Annotated in this window: 17 protein-coding genes; 11 read left to right on the top strand and 6 right to left on the bottom strand. The window is 73.0% G+C overall.

Annotated features, from left to right (window positions below; genetic code table 11):
* Positions 1 to 38: 38 nt before the first annotated feature.
* Positions 39 to 1400: an MFS transporter gene (locus IFT90_RS15245; protein WP_123548523.1), complete on the bottom strand. Its 1362-nt coding sequence runs from the start codon at positions 1398 to 1400 to the stop codon at positions 39 to 41.
* Positions 1401 to 1688: 288 nt separating this feature from the next.
* Here IFT90_RS15245 and dnaK point away from each other — a divergent pair, with 288 nt between their 5' ends.
* The 5 genes from dnaK to IFT90_RS15220 all read left to right on the top strand — a co-directional run bounded on the left by dnaK (position 1689) and on the right by IFT90_RS15220 (position 7091).
* A complete protein-coding gene (gene dnaK, locus IFT90_RS15240) occupies positions 1689 to 3569 on the top strand; it encodes a molecular chaperone DnaK (protein WP_192043057.1) in 1881 nt (626 codons plus the stop codon).
* A gap of 12 nt (positions 3570 to 3581) precedes the next feature.
* Positions 3582 to 4286 carry a nucleotide exchange factor GrpE gene (locus tag IFT90_RS15235; protein ID WP_192043056.1) on the top strand — a complete coding sequence of 235 codons (705 nt, stop codon included), beginning with the start codon at positions 3582 to 3584 and terminating at the stop codon, positions 4284 to 4286.
* Between the two features lie 120 nt (positions 4287 to 4406).
* The gene (locus tag IFT90_RS15230) at positions 4407 to 5417 is read left to right on the top strand and encodes a DnaJ C-terminal domain-containing protein (protein WP_192043055.1); all 1011 of its coding nucleotides are present in this window, start codon (positions 4407 to 4409) and stop codon (positions 5415 to 5417) included.
* 5 nt (positions 5418 to 5422) lie between these two features.
* Positions 5423 to 5830: a heat shock protein transcriptional repressor HspR gene (locus IFT90_RS15225; protein WP_123548604.1), complete on the top strand. Its 408-nt coding sequence runs from the start codon at positions 5423 to 5425 to the stop codon at positions 5828 to 5830.
* Between the two features lie 151 nt (positions 5831 to 5981).
* On the top strand, positions 5982 to 7091 hold the full coding sequence (locus tag IFT90_RS15220) for a methyltransferase (protein WP_192043054.1): 1110 nt from the start codon (positions 5982 to 5984) through the stop codon (positions 7089 to 7091).
* Positions 7092 to 7162: 71 nt separating this feature from the next.
* Here IFT90_RS15220 and IFT90_RS15215 read toward each other — a convergent pair whose 3' ends face one another.
* The 3 genes from IFT90_RS15215 to IFT90_RS15200 all read right to left on the bottom strand — a co-directional run bounded on the left by IFT90_RS15215 (position 7163) and on the right by IFT90_RS15200 (position 12289).
* The gene (locus tag IFT90_RS15215; protein ID WP_192043053.1) at positions 7163 to 7618 is read right to left on the bottom strand and encodes a pilus assembly protein CpaE; all 456 of its coding nucleotides are present in this window, start codon (positions 7616 to 7618) and stop codon (positions 7163 to 7165) included.
* A gap of 34 nt (positions 7619 to 7652) precedes the next feature.
* Positions 7653 to 9140 carry a hypothetical protein gene (locus IFT90_RS15210; RefSeq protein WP_192043052.1) on the bottom strand — a complete coding sequence of 496 codons (1488 nt, stop codon included), beginning with the start codon at positions 9138 to 9140 and terminating at the stop codon, positions 7653 to 7655.
* Between the two features lie 677 nt (positions 9141 to 9817).
* On the bottom strand, positions 9818 to 12289 hold the full coding sequence (locus IFT90_RS15200) for a hypothetical protein (RefSeq protein ID WP_192043050.1): 2472 nt from the start codon (positions 12287 to 12289) through the stop codon (positions 9818 to 9820).
* Positions 12290 to 12451: 162 nt separating this feature from the next.
* On the opposite strand from IFT90_RS15200, the gene IFT90_RS15195 reads away from it, so the two are divergent.
* Together IFT90_RS15195 and IFT90_RS15190 are read left to right on the top strand one after the other, a co-directional pair.
* On the top strand, positions 12452 to 14641 hold the full coding sequence (locus tag IFT90_RS15195; RefSeq protein ID WP_371812333.1) for an ATP-dependent Clp protease ATP-binding subunit: 2190 nt from the start codon (positions 12452 to 12454) through the stop codon (positions 14639 to 14641).
* Positions 14642 to 14732: 91 nt separating this feature from the next.
* Complete coding sequence (locus IFT90_RS15190; RefSeq protein WP_192043049.1) at positions 14733 to 15359, top strand: phosphoribosylanthranilate isomerase; 627 nt, start codon at positions 14733 to 14735, stop codon at positions 15357 to 15359.
* 9 nt (positions 15360 to 15368) lie between these two features.
* On the opposite strand, the gene IFT90_RS15185 is transcribed toward IFT90_RS15190, so the two are convergent.
* Positions 15369 to 16415 carry a beta-eliminating lyase-related protein gene (locus tag IFT90_RS15185; protein ID WP_192043048.1) on the bottom strand — a complete coding sequence of 349 codons (1047 nt, stop codon included), beginning with the start codon at positions 16413 to 16415 and terminating at the stop codon, positions 15369 to 15371.
* Between the two features lie 181 nt (positions 16416 to 16596).
* Here IFT90_RS15185 and IFT90_RS15180 point away from each other — a divergent pair, with 181 nt between their 5' ends.
* Together IFT90_RS15180 and IFT90_RS15175 are read left to right on the top strand one after the other, a co-directional pair.
* Entirely contained in the window at positions 16597 to 17052 is a 456-nt protein-coding gene (locus IFT90_RS15180) for a hypothetical protein (RefSeq protein ID WP_192043047.1), read from the top strand.
* Positions 17053 to 17092: 40 nt separating this feature from the next.
* Positions 17093 to 18013, top strand: a complete 921-nt coding sequence (locus tag IFT90_RS15175) for an AEC family transporter (RefSeq protein ID WP_192043046.1) — start codon at positions 17093 to 17095, stop codon at positions 18011 to 18013.
* A 28-nt stretch (positions 18014 to 18041) separates the two neighbouring features.
* Here the strand turns inward: IFT90_RS15175 and IFT90_RS15170 are convergent, their stop codons facing one another.
* Positions 18042 to 18878, bottom strand: a complete 837-nt coding sequence (locus IFT90_RS15170) for an exodeoxyribonuclease III (protein WP_192043045.1) — start codon at positions 18876 to 18878, stop codon at positions 18042 to 18044.
* A 68-nt stretch (positions 18879 to 18946) separates the two neighbouring features.
* On the opposite strand from IFT90_RS15170, the gene pyrE reads away from it, so the two are divergent.
* Entirely contained in the window at positions 18947 to 19498 is a 552-nt protein-coding gene (gene pyrE, locus IFT90_RS15165) for an orotate phosphoribosyltransferase (protein WP_192043044.1), read from the top strand.
* Positions 19495 to 22419: a septum formation family protein gene (locus IFT90_RS17685; protein ID WP_192043043.1), complete on the top strand. Its 2925-nt coding sequence runs from the start codon at positions 19495 to 19497 to the stop codon at positions 22417 to 22419. The genes pyrE and IFT90_RS17685 overlap by 4 nt, the downstream gene beginning before the upstream one ends.
* Positions 22420 to 22693: the final 274 nt, after the last annotated feature.

The following is a 22693-nucleotide window of genomic DNA, read 5'->3' as shown; positions in this document are numbered from 1 at the left end:
AGGGGCCCGATGTCCCTGGACGGGGCGGACCGCGGGGGTCAGTCGATGGCGCGCTGGACGGTCTTGACCGGCAGCATCAGCACCAGGCCGGCGAGCAGCACCAGCGCGATGCCGATGATCCCGAACCGGGTGTCGCCCGTCAGCCCGACGAACAGCGTGAAGAGCCCCGGCGCCAGGAAGCTCACCGCGCGCCCGGTCGTCGCGTAGAGGCCGAAGATCTCGCCCTCGCGGCCGGGAGGCGTCACGCGCGCCAGGAACGACCGGCTCGCCGACTGGATCGGCCCGACGAACAGGGCGAGCGCGAGCCCGAACACCCAGAACAGGTTCGTGGCCGTGCCGATCGCGAGCACCGCGAACGCGGCGACGACGAGCCCCGCCAGCGCTCCGACGATGATCGTCTTGGCGCCGACCTTGTCGTCGAGCCATCCGCCGACGAAGGTGCCGATGCCGGCGACGAGGTTCGCGCCGACGGCGAAGTAGATCACCATGCTCGGCGTGAAGCCGAACACCTGGGCGGCGATGATCGCGCCGAACGTGAACACGGCCGCGAGCCCGTCGCGGAACACCGCGCTCGCCAGCAGGAACAGCAGCACCTGGCGGTTGGTGCGCCAGAGCTTCGCGATGGTCGAGCCGAGGAGGCGGTACGACCCCACGATCCCGACCCGGGGCCGTCCCGGCGCGGCGGGCAGCTCGGGCACGCTGAGCAGCACCGGCACCGCGAAGACGGCGAACCACACGGCGGAGACGACGATCGACAGGCGGACGTCCCACGAGCCGCCGTCGGCGCCCGTCGCGACGCCGAACAGGCCGCCGCGCCCCTCGACGCCGAAGCTCTGCAGGAAGGCGACCAGGAGGAGCAGGAGCAGGACGATGCCCCCGACGTAGCCGAGTCCCCAGCCGAAGCCGGACACCTTGCCGATCGTCTTCGGCGTCGAGACCTGCACGAGCATCGCGTTGTAGTTGACGCTGGCGAACTCGAAGAAGAGGTTGCCGACGGCGAGCAGCGCGGCACCGAAGACGAGGTAGCCCGGCGCCGGGGCCACGAACACCATCGCCAGCATGGCGAGGACGACGAGTCCGGTGTTGACGGCGAGCCAGAGCTTGCGACGGCCCGAACCGTCGCTGCGCTGCCCGAGCACCGGCGCGAGCAGAGCGATCAGCACGCCGGCGATCGTCAGCGCGGTCGAGATGACGGTGGCGCTCGCGGCCAGCGCCTCGGTCTCGCCCGCCGCCGCGACGATCTCCGGGTCGACGAAGGCGCCGCTCGCGAGGTAGGTGCTGAACACGAACGAGGTGACGACGGCGTTGAACGCGGCGGAGCCCCAGTCCCACAGCGCCCACGAGACGACCCGGCGGCGGGGGATCGGGGTGGCGTCGGCGAGCGTCTGCGCTGCGGTCATGGGGGTCAACCTAGTCGGCGCCGGTGTCGCGGAGGAGGCGGCGCCTCCCTCTGGGGGCACGGCGGGGGCACGGTGCCGGTCGGGCGCGGGTCCTGCAGACCCTCACCGCACCTCCTTGAGTCGTTCTGGCTCAACTTTCAGGTTCACAGCTTGACTCGACCGACACCGTGAGTAAAGTTGATGCCAGCGGACTCAAGGTCCGCGGCAGTCTTCCCGGTCCGCCGGGCCCTCGCCCGGTCAGCCGGGCACCCCCAGACAGCACCGCACCAGAACGAAGGAGCGCCACCCATGGCACGTGCAGTAGGAATCGACCTCGGAACCACCAACTCGGTCGTCAGCGTCCTCGAGGGCGGCGAGCCCACCGTCATCGCGAACGCCGAGGGCCTCCGCACGACCCCCTCGGTCGTCGCCTTCACGAAGGACGGCGAGGTGCTGGTCGGCGAGACCGCGAAGCGCCAGGCCGTCACCAACGTCGACCGCACCATCGCGAGCGTCAAGCGCCACGTCGGCACCGACTGGAAGGTCGAGATCGACGACAAGAAGTACACCCCTCAGGAGATCTCGGCGCGCATCCTCGGCAAGCTGAAGCGCGACGCCGAGCAGTACCTCGGCGAGGACGTGACCGACGCCGTCGTCACCGTGCCCGCGTACTTCAACGACTCCGAGCGCCAGGCCACGAAGGAGGCCGGCGAGATCGCGGGCCTCAACGTGCTCCGCATCATCAACGAGCCCACCGCGGCGGCCCTCGCCTACGGCCTCGACAAGGGCAAGGAGGACGAGCTCATCCTCGTCTTCGACCTCGGCGGCGGCACGTTCGACGTGTCCCTCCTCGAGGTGGGCAAGGACGACGACTTCTCGACGATCCAGGTCCGCAGCACCTCCGGTGACAACCGCCTCGGCGGCGACGACTGGGACAACCGCATCGTCGAGCACCTCATCAAGAAGTTCAAGGACGCCCACGGCGTCGACCTGTCGACCGACAAGATCGCGAAGCAGCGCCTGAAGGAGGCGGCCGAGCAGGCCAAGAAGGAGCTCTCGTCGAGCACCTCCACCTCCATCCAGCTGCCCTACCTGACGCTCACCGCCGACGGCCCGCTCAACCTCGACGAGACCATCTCGCGCTCGCAGTTCGAGCAGTGGACCAGCGACCTGCTCGACCGCACCAAGAAGCCCTTCAACGACGTCATCAAGGAGGCGGGCGTCAAGGTCTCCGACATCGCGCACGTCGTGCTCGTCGGCGGCTCCACCCGCATGCCCGCCGTCACCGAGGTCGTCAAGTCGCTGACCGGCGGCCAGGAGCCCAACAAGGGCGTCAACCCGGACGAGGTCGTCGCCGTCGGCGCCGCGCTGCAGGCCGGCGTGCTGAAGGGCGAGCGCAAGGACGTCCTGCTGATCGACGTCACCCCCCTGAGCCTCGGCATCGAGACCAAGGGCGGCGCGATGACCAAGCTCATCGAGCGCAACACGGCCATCCCGACCAAGCGCAGCGAGACCTTCACGACGGCCGACGACAACCAGCCGTCCGTCGCCATCCAGGTCTTCCAGGGCGAGCGCGAGTTCACCCGCGACAACAAGAACCTCGGCACCTTCGAGCTGACCGGCATCGCGCCGGCCCCCCGCGGCGTGCCGCAGGTCGAGGTCACCTTCGACATCGACGCCAACGGCATCGTGCACGTGTCCGCGAAGGACAAGGGCACGGGCAAGGAGCAGTCGATGGTCATCTCGGGCGGCTCGTCGCTCTCGAAGGACGACATCGAGCGCATGGTCCGCGAGGCCGAGGAGAACGCTGCAGAAGACAAGGCGCGTCGCGAGGCCAACGAGACCCGCAACAACGCCGAGCAGCTCGTCTACTCGATCGAGAAGCTGATCAAGGAGAACGACGACAAGCTGCCCGACGACGTCAAGTCCGAGGTCCAGGCCGACGTCGACGCGCTCAAGACCGCGCTCGCCGGCGACGACGACTCCGCGATCAAGCCCGCCTTCGACAAGCTCAACGAGAGCCAGTCGAAGCTCGGCCAGGCCATCTACTCGCAGAGCCAGGGCGAGCAGGCCGGCGCCGCGGGTGCGGCCGGTGCCGACGGCGCCCCCGCCGACGGCCAGGCCCAGGGCGACGACGAGGACATCGTCGACGCCGAGGTCGTGGACGACGACGACAACGACAAGAAGTAGGACGGTCTCCCCATGGCAGACGAGAACGGCAACACGCCTGACGAGCCGGTGGTGAACGACAAGCGCCGCATCGACCCCGAGACGGGCGAGGTGCGTCCCGAGCCGGCCGCCCCCTCCGAGGACGGCGGCACCGCCGCGGTCACCGACCCCGACGAGCTGATCGAGGCCGAGGCCCCCGACGTCGAGGTGCCCGCGGGCGCCGAGGCGCCGGAGGGCGCGGCCGAGGCGGCCACCGAGATGGCGGCCGAGGGCGCCGAGCCGCTCAGCGCCGACGACGAGGCCATCCTCGACGCCGCCAGCCGCGACCTCGTCGCGGACATGCGCCAGGACATGCTCCGGGCGCAGGCCGAGCTGGTGAACTTCCGGAGGCGCGTCGAGCGCGACCGCGAGGCGAACCGCGAGGCCGTGGTCGCCGAGGTCGTGCGATCGCTCCTCCCCGCGCTCGACGACCTGGCCCGTGCCGAGAAGCACGGCGACCTGGCCGAGGGCCCGATGGTGATCGTGGCGCAGAAGATCCGCGGCGGGCTCGACAAGTTCGGGCTCGTGCAGGTCGGCGAGAAGGGCGAGGTCTTCGACCCCACCATGCACGACGCCCTGGTCCAGCTGCCGAGCGCCGACGTCACGGTGAACACCGTGGCCGACGTGATCGAGCCGGGCTACAAGATCGGCGACCGGGTCATCCGGGCCGCGAAGGTCGCGGTGCACACGCCGCAGTAGCGGCATCCGCGACGCGAGTCGCGACGGGCGGTGGGCTCCTCGAGAAGGGGCCCGCCGCCTCCCCCATTCCCCGGCGGTCGCTCCCGAGCGACGGCACAGAGACAAGAGAGGAGGTGCCGGATGGCCAGCCAGGACTGGTTCGACAAGGACTTCTACGCCGTTCTCGGTGTCTCCAAGGACGTCACGGCGGCAGAGCTCAAGAAGGTCTACCGCAAGCTCGCCCGCAAGTACCACCCCGACTCCAACCCCGGCGACGCGGCCTCGGAGGCGAAGTTCAAAGAGGTGAGCGAGGCAAACTCGGTGCTCTCCGACCCCGAGCAGCGCCGCGAGTACGACCAGATCCGGGCCATGGGCTCGGGCGCGCGCTTCACCGCGGGCAGCGGTGGCCCCGGCGGCGGCGGGGGCGGCTTCGAGGACGTCTTCGGCGGCATGTTCGGCGGCGGCCAGCAGGGCGGCGCTCGCCCGCAGTACCGCCAGCAGGGCGGCGGCGGCTTCGACGACATCTTCGGCGGCATGTTCGGCGGCGGCGGCTTCGGCCAGACGAGCGGCGGCTACCGCGGCTACGGCGGTCCGCAGAAGGGCCGCGACATGACGGCCACGACGACGCTCGACTTCCAGACCGCCGTCGTCGGCGAGACGATCTCGCTGCAGGGCGCCAACGGCCGGCCGATGAAGGTCCGCATCCCCGCGGGCGTGCACGACGGCCAGAAGATCCGGCTGCGCGGCAAGGGCGAGCCCAGCCCCGACGGCGGCGAGGGCGGCGACATGGTCCTCACCATCGCCGTGCGCAAGCACCCGGTGTTCGAGCTCGACGGCCAGAACCTGCGCCTCGACGTGCCGGTCACGTTCGCCGAGGCCGCGCTGGGCGCGACCATCGAGGTCCCGACGCTCGGCGGCGACCCCGTGCGGCTGCGCGTCGCACCCGGTACCCCGTCCGGCCGCGTGCTGCGCGTCAAGGGCCGCGGCGTCGTCACCAAGTCGGGCACCGGCGACCTGCTCGCCACCGTCCAGGTGGCCGTGCCGTCGCACCTCAGCGACAAGGCGAAGGAGGCGGTCGAGGCCCTGGCCGCGGCCCTCCCGGCCGAGAACCCCCGCGACGACCTCATCGTCAGGGCCCGCGCGCAGGCGTGACGACCATGGACGAGAACTCGCCGCTCTTCGCCATCGCGACCGCCGCCGAGCTCGCGGGCATGCACGCCCAGACGCTGCGGCAGTACGACAGGCTCGGCCTCGTCGTCCCGCAGCGGACGGCGGGCAAGTCGCGTCGCTACTCGATGCGCGACGTCGTCCAGCTGCGCGAGATCGGCCGGCTGGGCGGCGAGGGCGTCTCGCTCGAGGGCATCAAGCGGATCCTCGAGCTCGAGAACCAGGTCACGTCGCTGCAGTCGCGAGTGCGCGAGCTCGAGCGTGCCCTGGCCGACGAGCTGGTCAACCGGCCCGGCGCGCGGGTCTTCGCGGCCGGCGAGAGCGGCGTCGTGCCGCTGCGGCAGGGCATGCGCCCCCGGCGGCAGACGGCCGTGGTCGTCTGGCGCCCCGAACGCTGACGCGGCTGCCGCGCGGCCGCTCCCGCCGCCGCCTGCTGACGGCCCGGCGTCGTGGACGGAACACCCCGGAGTGGACGATGCACCCCGTCGTTCGGGGGTGCACCGTCCACTCCGGGGTGTCTCGCCACAGCGTGCCCGGTAGCCTCGTGGCGTGATCGACTTCGACCAGCTCCGCCGGTGGCCCGACGTCGAGGCCCCCGAGCTGGTCGCGCACGACGCGACCGACCGCCTCCTGCTCGACGAGGCCGCGTCACGGCTGTCCGCGGGGTTCGAGGTCGTCGTGGTCGGCGACCGGTACGGAGCCCTGACCCTGGGCACGGTCGCAGGAGGCGCCTCCTCGGTCCGAGTGCACCAGGACTCGCTCTCGGGCGAGCGCGCCCTCGCGGCCAACGCGGCCCGGCTCGACCTGTCGCTCGACTCCGTCGTGCAGCACGACCTCGACCCCGCGCTCGTCGTCGGGGCGCGGCTCGTGCTCGTGCAGCTGCCGCGCTCGCTCGACGCGCTCGACGAGGTCGCGGCCCTCGTGGCGGCCCACGCCGCCCCGGACGTGGTCGTGCTCGCGGGTGGCCGCCTCAAGCACATGACCCGCGCCATGAACGACGTGCTCGGCCGCCACTTCGGCCAGGTGTCCGCGGGGCTGGCCCGGCAGAAGTCGAGGCTGCTGACGGCCTCCGGCCCGCGACCGGGCGGCTCGGCGCCGTGGCCGCGGTCGCAGCGGCACGCCGACCTCGGCCTGACCGTGGTCGCCCACGGCGCCGCGTTCGCCGGGTCGGGGATCGACATCGGCACCCGGCAGCTGCTCGACCTCGTCGACCGGATGCCCGAGGCCGCGTCGGTCGTCGACCTGGGCTGCGGCACCGGGCTGCTCGCGGCGGCCTACGCGCGCCGGGTGCCGGGAGCGCGGGTCGTCGCCACCGACCAGTCGGCCGCGGCCGTCGCCTCCGCCCGGGCGACGATCGCCGCCGCCGGCCTGGCCGACCAGGTGGAGGTGCGGCGCGCGGACGCGGGCGACTCGCTGCCCGAGGGCGGCGCCGACCTGGTGCTGCTCAACCCGCCGTTCCACGTCGGCGCCGCGGTGCACACCGCCATCGCACAGAAGCTGTTCGACGCCGCGGCGCGGCTGCTCCGCCCCGGGGGCGAGCTCTGGACGGTCTACAACTCGTCGCTGTCGTACCGCGGCGCCCTAGAGCGCACCGTGGGGACGACGCGGCAGGTCTCCCGGTCGCCGAAGTTCACGGTCACGGCGAGCACGCGGCGCTGACGACCTGACGACCTGACGACCGACGGCCTGGCGGCGGGACGACCTGGGGCGGCTCAGGCCGTCCTGCCGCGTCAGGCGGGCTCGTCGAGGCGCAGCGACGCGTCGAGGTAGGCGAGCAGCGCCAGGGCGTACGCCGTCTCGGCGTCGTCCGCCACGTGGTGCTCGTGCTCGTCGGCCGTCGACCGCGGGCGGAGCAGCACCGTCCAGCCGAGGTGCTCGTCGCCCTCGGTCTCGTGGGTCAGCGAGACGAACGCCGGGCCGAGCAGCGTCCGCAGCTGGTCCTCCCGCGGCAGCCAGAGCGCCGCGTCGGCCGAGACCGAGTCGAGCGCCCATTCCGTCGTGCCGTTGAAGCCGAGCTCGGTGCCGGTCGGGTAGTGGTGCGCCTCGATGGTCATGTCGCTCAGCGTGAAGACGTCGGGCGCCTCGTCGGCGTCGGCGAGGTGCTCGACGACGAAGCGGTCCCCGGACGCGGGGCGCCAGCGGAGCCCGGCGGTGCGGAGGCGGCGGGCGAGGTCGACGGTGATCATCGACCCATCGTGCCCGTGCCGCCTCCGACCCTGCTCAACGAGGCGCGACCGTGACCACCAGCGCCCCCTCGGCGCGTTCACCGCGCGCGTCGCGCGGCGAGTGCAGGTAGTCGAGGGCGTAGGTCTGCCAGCCGAGCCGCCCGACCGCACGCCAGGTGCCGTCGTCCTTCACCGTGGTGCGCACCACGACCCGGCCGGCCGCGTTGACCAGCTCGACGGTGGCGCGCGCGGCGCCCTGCCCCTCGAACACGACCACGTTGTCGGGAGCCGGGACCGTGCTGCCGTCCGCGGGGGAGTCGATGCGGAACGGCCGCACGACGAGGCCGTCCCGCACGGTGAGGTCGAGGCCGATCGTGACCGGGGCGGTGCCGGGCAGCTCGTGCGTCAGGCGGAGCGACCGGGGCCCGGTGCCGAGGGGCACGGGCACCGTCCAGGTGCCCGTCCAGCCGACCGTGGCGTGGCCGAGGGGTGCGCCGGAGGCGTCGGTCACCACGACGACGGCGCCGACAGCCCCGTCTCCGTCGACGTCCACGACGCCGGCGGGCGCGGTCACGACCGCGCCCTGCGCCGGCGACGTGACGGCGAACGGGCGGGTCGCCGAGGCGCGGACGACCACGCTGACGGTGCCCGTCGTCTCGATGCGCCCGCGGACGACGTGGCGGGTCGTGAGGTCGTACCGCTGGAAGGCCAGCTGGCCGGTGCCGCGCCAGGTGCCGTCGCCGAGCACCGGGACGTTGAGGACCTGGCGGCCGTTGCCGGCGACCACGATCGCCCGCGCCCCGGGGCGGCCGGTGCCCGAGAAGGCGACCCGGCCGTCGTCGGTGACGACCGTGCTGCCGTCGACCGGCCGGTCGACGACCAGCGGGACGGGGGGATCGACGACGACGAGGTCGTAGCTGCCGCGGACGGTCGCCTCGTCGGGCGCGGTGTAGTAGCTCGTCAGCACGTACCTCTGGTGGCCCAGCCACCCGGCCGCCTGCCAGGTGCCGTCCTCGGCGACGCGGGCGTTCACCACGGCCCGCTGGGTGCCCGTCACGAGGACGACGCTGGCGCCCGGCTGGCCGGTCCCTCGGAACAGGACCGTGCCGTCCGCCGACTCGACGGTCGACGACGGCGCGGGCGACACGACCACGAGCGGAGTCGTGGCGGAGGGCTCGGCAGAGGTGGCCACGGCGGCGGCGGGCTCGGCGGTGGCAGCGACGGCAGGCTCGGCGGCAGCGGCAGCGGCAGCGGCAGCGGCATCGGGCTCGGGCTCGGGGGCGTCAGCCGACCCGTCCTCGTCCGAGGTCGTCGGCCCGGGAGGCGCGGGCGACGACGCCGCGTCGCGCGCGGGGTCGTCGGTCGCGTCCCGCTGCTCGCCGACCCGGTCGTGGGCAGGCGCGGTCGCCTCGGAGGTCGGATGCGGCACCGGTGTGGCCGGTGCGGGGCTCGTCGGCGACGCGGCGCCGAGGGTCGCCGTGAGCGTCACCCCCACGGTGGCGAGGGCGAGGGCGAGGACGGTGCGGTGAGCGGGGGCGCGCATGGATCTCCTGTCTCAGGGTGCGGTGCACCGACTGGTCTGTGATGTGCGACATTAGCCATGACACACAGCAGATCGCAAGCTGCGCGGTGCAGGGCGAGGCGACGGCAGGCGGCAGGCGGGAGGAGGGCCGGGGCTGAGGGGCGGTGACGCCGAACGGCCTCGGCCCCCGACTGGTGTGTCGGGGGCCGAGGCGAGGCTGTCGGGGCAGCCCGGGTGGGCGGGGTTAGCGAGCGGTGGTGGTGTTGCCGTCGCCGTCCGTGGTGCCGCCGATCTCGGGGGCGTCGCCGGTGTAGGTGACGGTGTTGCCGGTGCCCTCGAAGAAGAGCTTCGCGACGGGGCCGCCGAGGTCGACGGTGGCGTCGCTGGTGACGACGTAGACGGTGTCGCAGCCGTCGGGCAGGGAGATGTCCTTCTCGGCGCCGGAGAGGACGGCCTGGCCGTCGACGCACTCGTTGACGACGGGCGCGCCGTCGGCCTCGGCCGTGGCGGAGGGGGTCGTGCTCGGCGTCGGGGCCGCGTCGTCGGTGGTGGACGACGTGCAGGCGGCGAGGCCGGCGACGAGGGCGAGGGCGGCGAGGCCGCTGAGGGCGAGGCGGGTGGTGGGGCGAGTGCGCATGGGTCCNGGGTGTCGGCGCCCGGGGTGCGGGCGCCGACGAGGGGGGTGTCAGCGCGGAGGGTTACGCCGCGGCGACGGTGACGGTGGTGGTGCCGGTGGCGGAGGTGCCGCCGAGCTCGCCCGGGGTGTGGACGTAGGCGAGCGGGTAGGTCTGGAACCCGAGGCCGCCGGTGGCGGTCCAGGTGCCGTCGTGGCCGACCGTGGCGCGGGCGACGACGCGCTCCCAGGGGCCGCCGAGGTCGTTGATCAGCTCGACGGTGGCGCCGGCGGCGCCGGTGCCGGTGAAGGTGACCATGTGGTCCGGTGCGACGACGGTGGCGCCGTCAGTCGGGGCCTGGATCGCGAACGGGGCGATCACGGCATCGGTCTTGACGACCGTCACCGTGGTCGTGCCGGTGACGGGGGCGCTCCCGGGGACGGTGTAGCTGGTGCCGAGCTCGTACCACTGGTGCGAGAGGTACCCGGTCGCGGACCAGTTGCCCTCGTCGTCGACGATCGTGTCGACCACATGGCGGCCGGTGCCGGCGGTGAGGACCACGCGAGCGCCGGTCGTGCCGGTGCCGGAGAACGCGACCTGGTTGTCGGGAGCGACGACCGTGGAGGCGTCAGCGGGGGCGACGAGGGTGAAGGGGCCCTCGACTCCAGTGGACGCCTTGACCGTGATGGTCAGCGGGTGGTCGGCGGGGACGCCGGCGTGGGTGACGGTGGCGCGGAGCTCCTGCAGCCCGAAGCCGACGCTGCCGGTGCGGGACCAGGTGCCCTTGCTGTCGACGGTGGTGGTGGCGACGACGCGGCCGTTGAAGGTGTTGACGATCGCGACGGTGTCGCCGGTGGTGCCGGTGCCGGTGAAGGTGACCTGGTTCGTCAGGGCGATGACGGTGTCGCCGTCCTTCGGGTCGGTCAGCGCGAACGGCTGCTCCACGCCGTCGGAGGCCTGCAGGGTGATCGTGAAGGGGTGATCGGTGCGGGCGCCGTCACGGGTGACGACGGCCTCCAGGTTCTGGACCCCGAAGCCGACGCTGCCGGTGCGGGACCAGGTGCCGTCCTCGCCGATCGTGGTGGTCGCGATCACGCGGCCGTTGTAGGCGTTGACGATGTCGACGGTGTCGCCGGTCGTGCCGGTGCCGGTGAAGGCGACCTGGTTGTCGGGGGCGGTGAGGGTGTCGCCGTCCTTCGGGGCGGTCAGCTCGAACGGCTGCGAGACGCCGTCGGCCTCGGGGTTGATCGTGACGGTCGACGTGGTGACGTTGCCGCCCTTGCCGGTCTGGGTGACCTCGAGGACGTGCCTGCGGTCGTCGAGGTCCGTGGTCTTGAGGTTCCAGGTCTGGCTGGCGAGGACGTTCCCGCTGCCGATGACGTCGGGGTGCCCCTGCTCGCGGACGGTCAGCTCGGCGCCGGCCTCTCCGGTGCCCCGCATGGTGAGGGGTCCGCCGGTGTGGTCGGCGTCGGGGACGGGGCGGGTGACCGCGACCGCGGCGCCGTAGGCGATGGTCTCGGTGATCTCGCCGTTCTCCTCGCCGTCGATCAGCTGGTGGATGGTGACGGGGTAGTCGCCGCCGAGGTTCGGGGCGGGGATCTCGAGCTCCCAGGTGCCGTTGGTCGGGGAGGCGGGGGCCCGGTCGATCTCGGTGCCTGCGGCGTTCCCGACGATGACGGTGGCGCCGGGGTGGGCGGTGCCCGAGAGGACGGCGTCCTTCGTCCGGTCGGCGTCGAACGTGGTCGTCGCGGTCACGGGCTGCACGGCGAGGTCGATGTCGACGGTGGCGTCAGCGGTCTTCTCGCCGTCTTCGTACTGCTGGAGGGTGATCGTGTTCATACCCAGGGTCAGGCCGGTGACGGTCTTGGACCAGGTGCCCTCGTCGCTCACGAGAACCTCGACGTCGTCGTTGATGACCACCGTCGAGCCCGGGACGGCCCGTCCGGACAGCTCTGCGGTCCGAGCTGCGAGGTCGATCGAGTCCACTTTGCCCGAGAAAATCTCGATTCCCTCGAACTTCAGCGCCGCGGCAGGTGAAGCGGATACACCGAAGTAGCTGTAGGCCCCCAGCACGACCGGAGACGTGACGAACTTCCCGGAGGAGGCGATGCGAAGGCGCCCCTGCTCGTCGGTGTCGAAGGTGGTGTTCTCTGTCCCACATTCGTAGCTGGAGGTGATCATGTTGTAGCTCTGGTTCGGCAGGCCGATGCACGTCCCCGCGCTGGTCCCGTCCGGGATCCTGATGCTGAAGCCGTCCGCCTGGTCGAGGATCTGCAATTTGCGCGCGTTCGCCGCCGCTGCCTCCCTCGTGGGGTAGGTGGCGATGTTCCAGTACGAGTGCGGGTCGGGCTGGCCGTAGAACGTCGAGGGACCAGCCTGGCCGATGAGCAAGAACTCGTCGGACCCGAGTGTCGCGCCTGCCTCTGCGTCGACCGCGGCCGGGACATTCGATGCGACGGGGGCGGCGGACGCCGCCGCGGGGCCGAAGCTGAGGCCGGTGAGGATCGTGGCTGCTGCCAAGCCGATCGCCCCTGCCTTGGTGAGGGTCTTCTTCATGTGTGCATAGTTCCTTCGAACGAGGTCGGGCCCGAAATGGGTATGCGAAATATTAGACGCACGAGGGTGGCGTCCACAACCTGACGAGTGCTATGCCTTGCACATCGACACGAGCGGCGTAAAGTTGAGCCAGATCAACTCAAGTTCGAGAAAGGCACACCCGTGGCGAACATGCAGGGCGCTCCCGCCTCCACCGAGAAGCAGAAGAGCGCACTCGAGAAGTACGGCGTCGACCTGACGGCGATCGCCCGCAGCGGCAAGCTCGACCCCGTGATCGGGCGCGACGCCGAGATCCGGCGCATCAGCCAGGTGCTCACCCGCCGCACCAAGAACAACCCCGTGCTGATCGGCGAGCCCGGCGTCGGCAAGACGGCCGTCGTCGAGGGGCTCGCCCAGCGCATCGTCGAGGGCGACGTCGCCGACTCCCTGAAGGACAAGCGGCTGATCAGCCTCGACCTCGCCGCCCTCGTGGCCGGCGCGAAGTACCGCGGCGAGTTCGAGGAGCGCCTCAAGGACGTCCTCAAGGAGATCACCCAGAGCGACGGCCAGGTCATCACCTTCATCGACGAGCTGCACACCCTCATGGGCGCAGGCGGCGGCGAGGGCTCGGTCGCCGCCTCCAACATGCTCAAGCCGATGCTCGCCCGCGGCGAGCTTCGGCTGATCGGCGCGACGACGCTCGACGAGTACCGCCAGTACATCGAGAAGGACGCCGCCCTCGAGCGCCGGTTCCAGCAGGTCTACGTGGGCGAGCCGACCGTGGAGGACACGGTCGCGATCCTCCGGGGCCTCAAGGAGAGGTACGAGGCGCACCACGGCGTCACCATCACCGACGGCGCCCTCGTGGCTGCCGCCTCCTTGTCGAACCGGTACATCCCGAGCCGCCAGCTGCCCGACAAGGCCATCGACCTCGTCGACGAGGCAGGCTCCCGGCTCAAGATGGAGATCGACTCGTCGCCGGTCGAGCTCGACCAGCTCTACCGCGGCCTCGTCCGCCTGCAGATCGAGGAACTCGCGCTCAAGAAGGAGAAGGACGACGCCTCGCTCGCCCGGCTCGCGACCCTGCGCGAGACGATCGCCCAGCAGCAGGCCGCGTTCGACGACCTCAACGCCCGGTGGCAGGCCGAGAAGGCGGCGCTGCAGGGCGTCGGCACGCTCCGCAGCGACCTCAACGAGGCCCGCATCGACGCCGACCGCGCCCTCCGCGAGGGCCGCTACGAGGACGCGGCGCGCATCAGCTACGAGCGGATCCCCGACATCGAGAAGCGGCTCGCCGACGCCGAGTCGTTCGAGCAGAGCGACGAGCGCCTCGTCAGCGACAGCGTGACCGACTCCGACATCGCCGAGGTCGTCGCCGCCTGGACGGGCATCCCCGTCGGCCGGCTGCTCAGCGGCGAGACCGAGAAGCTGCTGCACCTCGAGAGCGAGCTCGGGAGGCGCCTGATCGGCCAGCGCGCTGCGGTCCAGGCCGTCAGCGAGGCCGTCCGCCGCACCCGCGCGGGCATCAGCGACCCCGACCGCCCGACCGGCTCGTTCCTCTTCCTCGGCCCGACCGGTGTCGGCAAGACCGAGCTCGCGAAGGCCCTCGCCGACTTCCTGTTCGACGACGAGAAGGCCCTCGTCCGCATCGACATGAGCGAGTACGGCGAGAAGCACAGCGTGTCCCGGCTCGTGGGCGCGCCTCCCGGCTACGTCGGCTACGAGGCCGGCGGCCAGCTCACGGAGGCGGTGCGGCGCCGCCCCTACAGCGTCGTCCTGATGGACGAGGTCGAGAAGGCGCACCCCGAGGTGTTCGACATCCTGCTGCAGGTGCTCGACGACGGGCGGCTGACCGACGGCCAGGGTCGCACGGTCGACTTCCGCAACACGATCCTCGTGCTCACGTCGAACCTCGGCTCGCAGGTCATCACCGACCCCGGCCTCAGCGACCCCGAGAAGGAGGAGCTGGTGCAGGGCATGGTCCGCCAGGCCTTCAAGCCCGAGTTCGTCAACCGGCTCGACGACATCGTCGTCTTCTCGACGCTCTCGACCGACGACCTCGGCCAGATCGTCTCGCTCTACGTCGACCGGCTCGGCCGCCGCCTCACCGACCGGCGGCTGTCGCTCGCGGTGACCCCCGACGCGCGAGCCTGGCTCGCCGAGCGCGGCTACGACCCGATCTACGGCGCCCGGCCGCTGCGCCGGCTCATGCAGCGGCAGATCGACGACCAGCTCGCCATGGCGCTGCTCGGCGGCTCGATCGTCGACGGCGACACGGTGCTCGTCGACATGGCTCCCGACGGGGAGTCGCTGAGCGTGGTGCAGCAGGTCGTGGGGGAGCCCTCGGCCGAGGTGCTGGACGACCTCGACTGAGCGGGTGTGCGCTCGAGCCGCGCGCGCGGGAGCAGGGCCGGCGCAGGAGGCGTCAGTCGGCTCGGACGGACCGCACGGCAGACTGGGGCGCATGAGCACCTGGGTGAAGATCTGCGGCCTGTCCACTCCCGAGACGGTCGACGCCGCCGTGGCGGCGGGCACCGACGCGGTCGGCTTCGTCTTCGCTCCCGGCAGCCCGCGGACGGTCGACGCCGCGACCGCACGCGCGCTGGTCGCTCGCGTGCCGGAGGGCGTGGAGACCGTGGGCGTGTTCCGCGGCCAGGAGGTGGGAGCGGTGCTCGAGCTGGCCCGCGCCTCCGGCGTCTCGACCGTCCAGCTGCACGGCGACGAGGCCCCGGCCGACGTCGCGGCCGTGCAGGCGGCGGGGTTCCGCGTGATCCGCGCGGTCAGCGCGTCGCGCTACGCGAGCGAGACCGAGGAGGAGCGGGTCGCGTTCGGCGAGGACGCCCTACTGCTCGACGCGGTCGAGCCCGGTGCCGGGGCCGTGTTCGACGCGGCGCCCCTGCTCGCCGCCCCGCCCTCGCGCCCCTGGCTGCTCGCCGGCGGGCTCACGCCCGCCACCGTCGCCGAGCTGCTGGCGGCGGCGCGCCCCGCCGGCGCCGTCGGGGTCGACGTCAGCTCGGGCGTCGAGTCGTCCCGCGGCGTCAAGGACGCGGCGCTCATCGCTGACTTCGTCGCCGCGGCCCGCACGCCCTGACCCCCTCGCTCAGCCGAGCAGGGCCCGCAGGTCGGCGACGAGGCGGTCGACGTGCTCCTCGGTCGTGTCGAACGAGCACATCAGGCGCACCTCGCCGGTCGCGCGGTTCCAGTCGTAGAAGTGGTGCACCGCCCGCAGCGGCTCGACGGCCTCGATCGGCAGCACGACGAACACCGCGTTGGCCTCGACCGCCTGGGTGATCGTCACCCCGGGCAGCGAGGCGAGCGCCGCCGCGAGCCGGGTCGCCATCGCGTTGGCACGGGTCGCCGAGCGCAGCCACAGGTCGTCCTCGAACATCGCGAGGAACTGCGCCGACGTGAAGCGCATCTTCGAGGCCAGCTGCGCGTCCATCTTGCGGAGGAAGACCAGGCCGGCCCGCGCCTCCTCGGAGAAGGTCACGACCGACTCGCCGAGGACGAGCCCGTTCTTCGTGCCGCCGAGCGAGACCGAGTCGACGCCGGCGTCGCGCGTGAGCGCCCGCAGCGTGACGCCGAGGGACGCGGCCGCGTTGGCGAGCCGGGCGCCGTCGAGGTGCACGGTCATCCCGTGCGCGTGCGAGCGGTCGGTGATCGCCCGCAGCTCGTCGGGCGTGTAGACCGTGCCGAGCTCGGTGCTCTGCGTGATCGTGACCGCGAGCGGCTGCGGGCGCTGCTGGTCGCCCCAGCCGTAGGCCTGACGGTCGATCAGCTCGGGGGTGAGCTTGCCGTCGGGCGTCGGGACGGTGAGCAGCTTGATGCCGCCGAGGCGCTCGGGCGCCCCGCCCTCGTCGGTGTAGACGTGGGCCGTGGTCGCGCAGATCACCGCGCCCCAGCGGGGCACGAGCGCCTGCAGGGCGGCGACGTTGGCGCCGGTGCCGGTGAGGACCGGGTCGAGGGAGGCGCCCTCGCCGAAGACCTCGGCCACCACCTCGCCGAGACGGCGCGTGTAGGGGTCGGCACCGTAGGAGGCCACGTGGCCGCCGTTGGCCTCGATCATCGCCTGCAGCACCTCGGGGTGGGCGCCGGCGTAGTTGTCGGAGGCGAACGTGTGGGCAGCGGGATCGTGGAGGCGCGTCACGCGTCCATCTTGCCGTGTGCCGCCCGGTCGCCGTCCGCCGCTCGATCACCGTGCGCTGCTCGGTCTTGCAACGTCTGCAGGGACACCTTGTGATATTCGAGATATAGACATAGTGTGACACCGAGCACAGTCGCCCAGCCCCGGCAGCGCTCCCGAGCCTGCCTCACCCGAGAGGTCCGCCATGTTCTTCCTGCACGCTCCCAAGCTCGTCCTCACCGGCTCGTCGTCCTCGCTCCGCGAGACCGGCGACCGAGCGGCCGCCCTCGGTGCCGAGGTCGTCGTCGTCGACTCGACGACGGTCGCCGCCCCCGACGCCGCCGCACCGTGCGTCGCCGAGCTCGACGGCTTCGACGTCGCCGTCGTCGCGGTCCCCGACCCGGCCTCGGCCGACGTCGCCCTCCGCGGCGCCGCGGCCCGGCTCGCCCCCGCCCTGCGGCACGGCGCCCTCGTCATCGTCCGGGGCGCCGCGTGCGCCGAGCCCGAGGGGCGCCGCCTCGCGGACGACCTCGCCGAGCGGTCCGGCCTCGAGATCGGCCGTCACTTCGACGTCGTCGGCCTCGACGGCGACCACGTGACGTGGTCCACGGGCGACGAGGGAGCGCAGACCGCGCGGCACCTCATGTCCCGTCTCGGCTGACGCGTCGCCCCCTGTCGGCCGCCTGCACCAGGATGGTCACATGGGCGGAGTGCTGATCGGGTTCGGGATCATCGGGGTGATCATCGCCGCCGGCTGGCTGGTCGGACGCATCGACCTGCTCGGCCCGACCGGTCACCAGGTGCTCTCGCGCCTCGTCTTCTTCGTCCTCACGCCCTGCCTGCTCTTCTCCACGATCTCGCGGGCCGACGTGCACGTGCTGTTCTCGGACCTCCTCGTGGTCTCGGCCCTCGCCTCCCTCGCCGCCGCCGTGATCTCGGTGGTGCTGCTGAGGTTCGTCCTGCGTCGCTCGGCGGCGGAGACCACCATGGGCACGATGGGCGGCGCCTACGTCAACGCGAACAACATCGGGCTGCCCGTCGCGACCTACGTGCTCGGCAGCGCGACCTTCGTGGCCCCCGTGCTGCTCTACCAGCTGCTCGTCATCACGCCGATCGTGCTGACGGTGATGGACACGGTCACGAACCGCGGCAGCAGCCTCGGGCGAGCGATCGCGCGGCCGCTGCTCAACCCCCTGTTGATCGGCTCGGCGCTCGGGGTCCTGGTCGCCGTGCTCGAGATCGAGATCCCGGACCCCGTCATGCAGCCGCTGCTGCTCGTCGGCGGCGCGGCCGTGCCGGTCGTCCTGATCTCGTTCGGGATGTCGCTCTCGGGCTCGAAGCCGCTGCAGGCGCGCGAGGGCCGGGTCGACATCGCGATCGCGACGGCCCTCAAGCTCGTCGTCATGCCCGTCGTCGCCTGGCTGCTCGGCGCGTTCGTCTTCGACCTCGGGCACGACCAGCTCTTCGTCGCCGTCGTCCTGGCCGGCCTGCCGAGCGCGCAGAACGTCTTCAACTACGCGCAGCGCTACCAGGCCGGGGTCGTGGTCGCCCGCGACACCGTGCTCGTGACGACCATCGGGTCGGTGCCGCTGCTGGTGCTGGTCGCGGCGCTGCTCAAGTAGGAGGCGCCTCCTCGGCAGGCAGGTCGCCTCAGAAGATCATCGGGCGGTCGTCGTCGAGCTCGGTGTCGAGCTCGAGGTCGACCACGACGGGGACGTGGTCGCTCGGGGCGTCGCCCTTGCGCTCGTCGCGGTGGATCGAGGCGTCCGTGACGAGGTCGGCGAACGGCTGCGACCCCATGATGAAGTCGATCCGCATGCCCTCGTTCTTGGGGAACCGCAGCTGCTTGTAGTCCCAGTAGGTGTAGCCCTCGGGCAGGCGCGGGCGGACGACGTCGGTCAGGCCGACGCGCTCGAACGCGGCGAAGGCGTCGCGCTCGGGCTGGCTGACGTGGGTGTGGCCCTCGAAGACCGAGACGTCCCACACGTCGGTGTCGAGCGGGGCGACGTTCCAGTCGCCCATCAGCGCGAGCGGCTGGTCGGGCCGCTCGGCGATCCAGGCCTCCGTCTCGGCGGCGAGAGCGGCGAGCCAGTCGAGCTTGTAGTCGTAGTGCGGGTCGCCCAGCTCGCGGCCGTTCGGCACGTAGAGCGACCACAGGCGGACGCCCTCGACCGTCACGCCGATCGCCCGCGCCTCCTTGGGCTGGTCGGGCCCCTCCTGCCCCTTGGCGAAGCCGGGCTGGGTCGGGAACGTGATCGTGACGTCGTCCATCGGCAGGCGGCTCGCGAAGGCGACGCCGTTCCACTGGCTGAGGCCGTGCAGCTCGACCTCGTAGCCCGCCTCGCGGAACGCGTCGAACGGGAACTGCTCGGGCTTGCACTTGATCTCCTGCAGGCCCACGACGTCGACGTCCTGCCGGACCAGCCAGTCGACCACTCGCCCGACTCGGGCACGGACGGAGTTGACGTTCCAGGTCGCGACGCGCATGCCGCCCACGCTACCGGCAGGAGGCGCACCCGGCCTGGGCGGAGCCTCCTGCCCTACCATTGGTCACCGTGACCGACGCACGCACGCAGCTCATCGACTACATCCGCTCCGAGGCCGTCTTCCACGGCGACTTCACGCTCACGAGCGGCAAGAAGGCGAGCTACTACATCGACCTGCGGAAGGTCAGCCTCGACCACCGCGTCGCCCCCCTGATCGGGCAGGTCGTGGTCGACCTCATCACCGAGGTGCCCGACGTGTTCGCCGTGGGCGGCCTGACGATGGGCGCCGACCCGATCGCCTCCGCCGTGCTGCACCAGGGCGTGGCGATGGGGCGCGACTACGACGCCTTCGTCGTCCGCAAGGAGCCCAAGGACCACGGCCGCGGCAAGCAGGTCGAGGGCCCGGACCTCGAGGGCAAGCGGGTCGTCGTCCTCGAGGACACCTCCACCACCGGGGGCTCGCCCCTCGCCGCCGCGAAGGCGCTGGAGGCGGTGGGCGCGGTGATCGCCGCAGTCGCCGTCGTCGTCGACCGCAGCACCGGCGCCCGCGAGGTCATCGAGGCCGCCGGCTACCCCTACTACGCGGCCATCGGGCTGGACGACCTCGGGCTGCAGCCGTGAACGACGCGCGCGACGGCCGCGGGCCGGACGGCGAGGAGGCGGAGGCGGGCCAGGAGCCGGCGGACGACACGTCGGGGCTCGACGCGGGCGACTGGCTCGCGGCGCAGTTCGCCGACGACGGCGCTGACGACGACGTGGTCGAAGGCGACGACGTGGTCGATGACGACGACGCGGTCGAGGACCGCCCGGCCGCCGACGGCGTGGCCGAGGACGACTCGGCCGAGGGCGACCCTGCCGAGCGCGGCCTGCGGACGGCGGCGACGCCGATCTCGGCCGAGACCGTCCGCTCCGCGCCGTTCACCGTGCCGCCTGCCCCCACCGCCGAGTCCGAGGTCGTGAAGAGCTCGGGCCACCCGATGGCGCTCGACCTCTCGGCGCTGGCCGGGACGATGCCGCCGCCCTCGCCGACCGAGCCGACGCCGTCCGCCGAGCCGACGCCGTCCGCCGACGGGGTCGACGGGCACGAGGCCGACCCCGTCCCGGACGAGACCGTCCGGTCGGAGGCCGTCGCGCCTCCTCGCTACGAGGTCCCGCCGGCGGTCGCGCCGCGTCCTGCGCCGGTGCCGCCCGCCGCGCTGCCGCCCGCCGACCCGTCGGCCGCGGTCGCCGGCGACGAGCCCGACACCTCGGACGGCGCCTCGGTCGAGGAGCCCGAGGCCGACCCTGCGCCGCGGGAGGAGCCCGGCCCCTTCACCGCCCTGATCACGCCTCCCGTCGCTCCGCAGCCCGTCTTCCCGTCGTCCTTCGACTGGAGCGCCCCGGCGGCGCCCGACGACCGGGCCGCGGGCCCGGACCCGGACGGAGGGTCCCGGGACGACGTCGACCTGCCGACCGCCGCGGGCGAGGACGCCGAGGAGGCGCCCGTCCCGTCGGCCGACGCGGCCGACGACGCGCAGACGCGGGCGTTCGACCTCCCGGCTGCTGCGGTCCCTGCTGCGGCTGCTGCGCCTGATCCGTCTCCGGACGCGGACGCGTCCGCGTCGTTCGAGGACGAGGCCCGATCGACACCGGCCGGGCAGGAGCCCACGTCGGCCGGGTCGGAGCCCGAGCTCGCATCCGGGCCCGAGCTCGCATCCGAGCCCGAGGTCGGGTTCGCGCCGGAGGCCGCATCCGAGCCCGAGGTCGGGTTCGCGCCCGGGGCTGAGCCTGAGTCCGAGACCGAGGCCGAACTGCCCCGGGCCTCGACCGAGCCTGCGTCGGCGCCGGAGCCCGCAGTCGACCTGGTCGAGCCCGTGGTCGCGTTCGACTCCGAGTCCACGGTCGAGCAGCCCGAGCCCGAGCCCGAGCTCGAGCTCGAGCCCGAGTCCGAGCCCGCAGCGGAGCAGACCGAGACCGCGACCGAGGTGGCGAGCGAGCCTGAGCCTTCGTTCGAGCGGACCGAGCCCGCTACCGAGTTCGCCTCGGAGCAGGAGCCCGAGCCCTCGACGGAGCTCGCCTCGGAGCCCGCGACCGCGAACGAGCCCGAGCCGGGCACGGCCGAGTCCGCGCCCGCCGAGCCCTGGTGGATCGCCGAGCACCACGAGATGACCCGGCGAGAGCGCCGCGAGGCCGAGGCCGCCGGGGTCGTCGTGCCGCCCGCGGTGGCGGCGTCCCCGGACGCTGCGGCTGCTGCGGCTGCGGCCGCCGCTGCTGACGACGAGAGCGCTGCCGGAGCCCCCGCCGCACCTCCTGCGGGCCTGCCCTTCACCGGGCCGTCGGGAGCGGCGTCCGCGCCGACGGCCGACGAGTCGGAGCCCACGTTCACCGAGCTGCTGGGCATCGTGCGACCGTCGGGCGACGCGCGCGAGTCGCTGGAGGACACCCCCGGCGACCCCGCGGCCGACGCGGGACGCAGCGACCTCGTCGATCCCGGCCCGCTGCCGGCGGGCGGGTCCTGGGCGCTGAGCGACGAGCTGCCCGTCGAGGACGCCTCGACCCCCGCCGCCGAGGGCGACGAGCTCGTGAGCCCGGCCCGGGACGACGAGCCGGTCGACCTCGACGACCCGTTCGCGGCGCTCCGGGTCGAGGCCGAGGAGGACGCCCCGGACGCGGCCACGGCGGCGCTGCCCCTCGCAGGCGCAGGCCTCGCGGGCGCAGGCCTGGCGGGCGCCGGGGCGACGGGGGCCGCCGCCGCGGCGGAGACCCCGCCGACCGCCGCCGGCGAACGCCCTCGCTCGGTGCCGCACACCGACGCCGAGCTGCCCGGGCTGAGCGTCGAGGCAGGGTCGCCGGCCGCGCCAGCGGCCGCCTCCTCGGGCGCTTCGCCCCTCGTTCCGCGCGGTGGCCCGTCCGCCCCGTCGGGGCCGTCCGGCCCCGGAGCGGGGTCGTCCGCGGCAGGGCCCGGGGGCGGCATCGCGTCGTGGTCCCGCGGCCGCAAGGTGCTGCTCGGCGTCGCCGCGGCGCTCGTGATCGTCCTCGCGCTCGTCGCGTTGTTCGTGCTCAGCCGGTCGCTCTTCGCCGGGACTCCGCAGCCGACCGAGGCCCCCGCCGCGGCCGTCGCCACCCGCACCGTCACCGCCGCGCCCGCGGAGCTCCCGCAGGAGGCGGCGGCCGGCCCGCTCTCGACGGGCACGCACCCGTGGAGCGACCTGCAGGGCGGCGAGTGCTTCTCCGCCTTCGAGAACGCGTGGCAGCAGGACTACGAGGTCGTCGACTGCGGGCAGCCGCACGTCGCTCAACTTGCCTCGATCGGCGCGCTCGACGCCGACCCGGCCGCGGCGTACCCGGGGAGCGACGCGCTGCAGTCGCAGATGTCGGTGCTCTGCACCGGGGCGAGCGCGCTCGACCTCGCCGCCGCCTCGACCTGGGCCGACGCGCAGTTCAGCGCGAGCTGGCCGTCGACCGACGCGGAGTGGGCCGCCGGGGTCCGCTCGTACTGGTGCTTCGTCGACCGCGCGAGCGGCGAGCCGATGACGACCAGCGTCGCGCCGGCCGCGGCCTGACCCGTCCCACCCGACCCGCGCCTCCTGCGCTCTGACAGCCCCCGCTGCGCCCTCGTTGCCCGCAAATGCCGACAACGAGGCCTGCAATAGCGGAATATCCCACTATTGCGGCAGTAGATCGGACCGAGTGGTCGGCATTTGCCGTCAGCGCGGGCGAAGCGGACCGTGCGGCCGGCGCAGGTGACGCGGACCGTGCGGCCGGCGCAGGTGACGCGGACCGTGCGGCCGGCGCGGGTGACGTGGGCCTTGCGGACGGCGCCGAGATGCGGACCGG

This window comes from Frigoribacterium sp. CFBP 8766, assembly GCF_014841435.1.
Lineage (GTDB): Bacteria > Actinomycetota > Actinomycetes > Actinomycetales > Microbacteriaceae > Frigoribacterium.
This window is presented reverse-complemented; position numbering and strand designations above follow the sequence as displayed.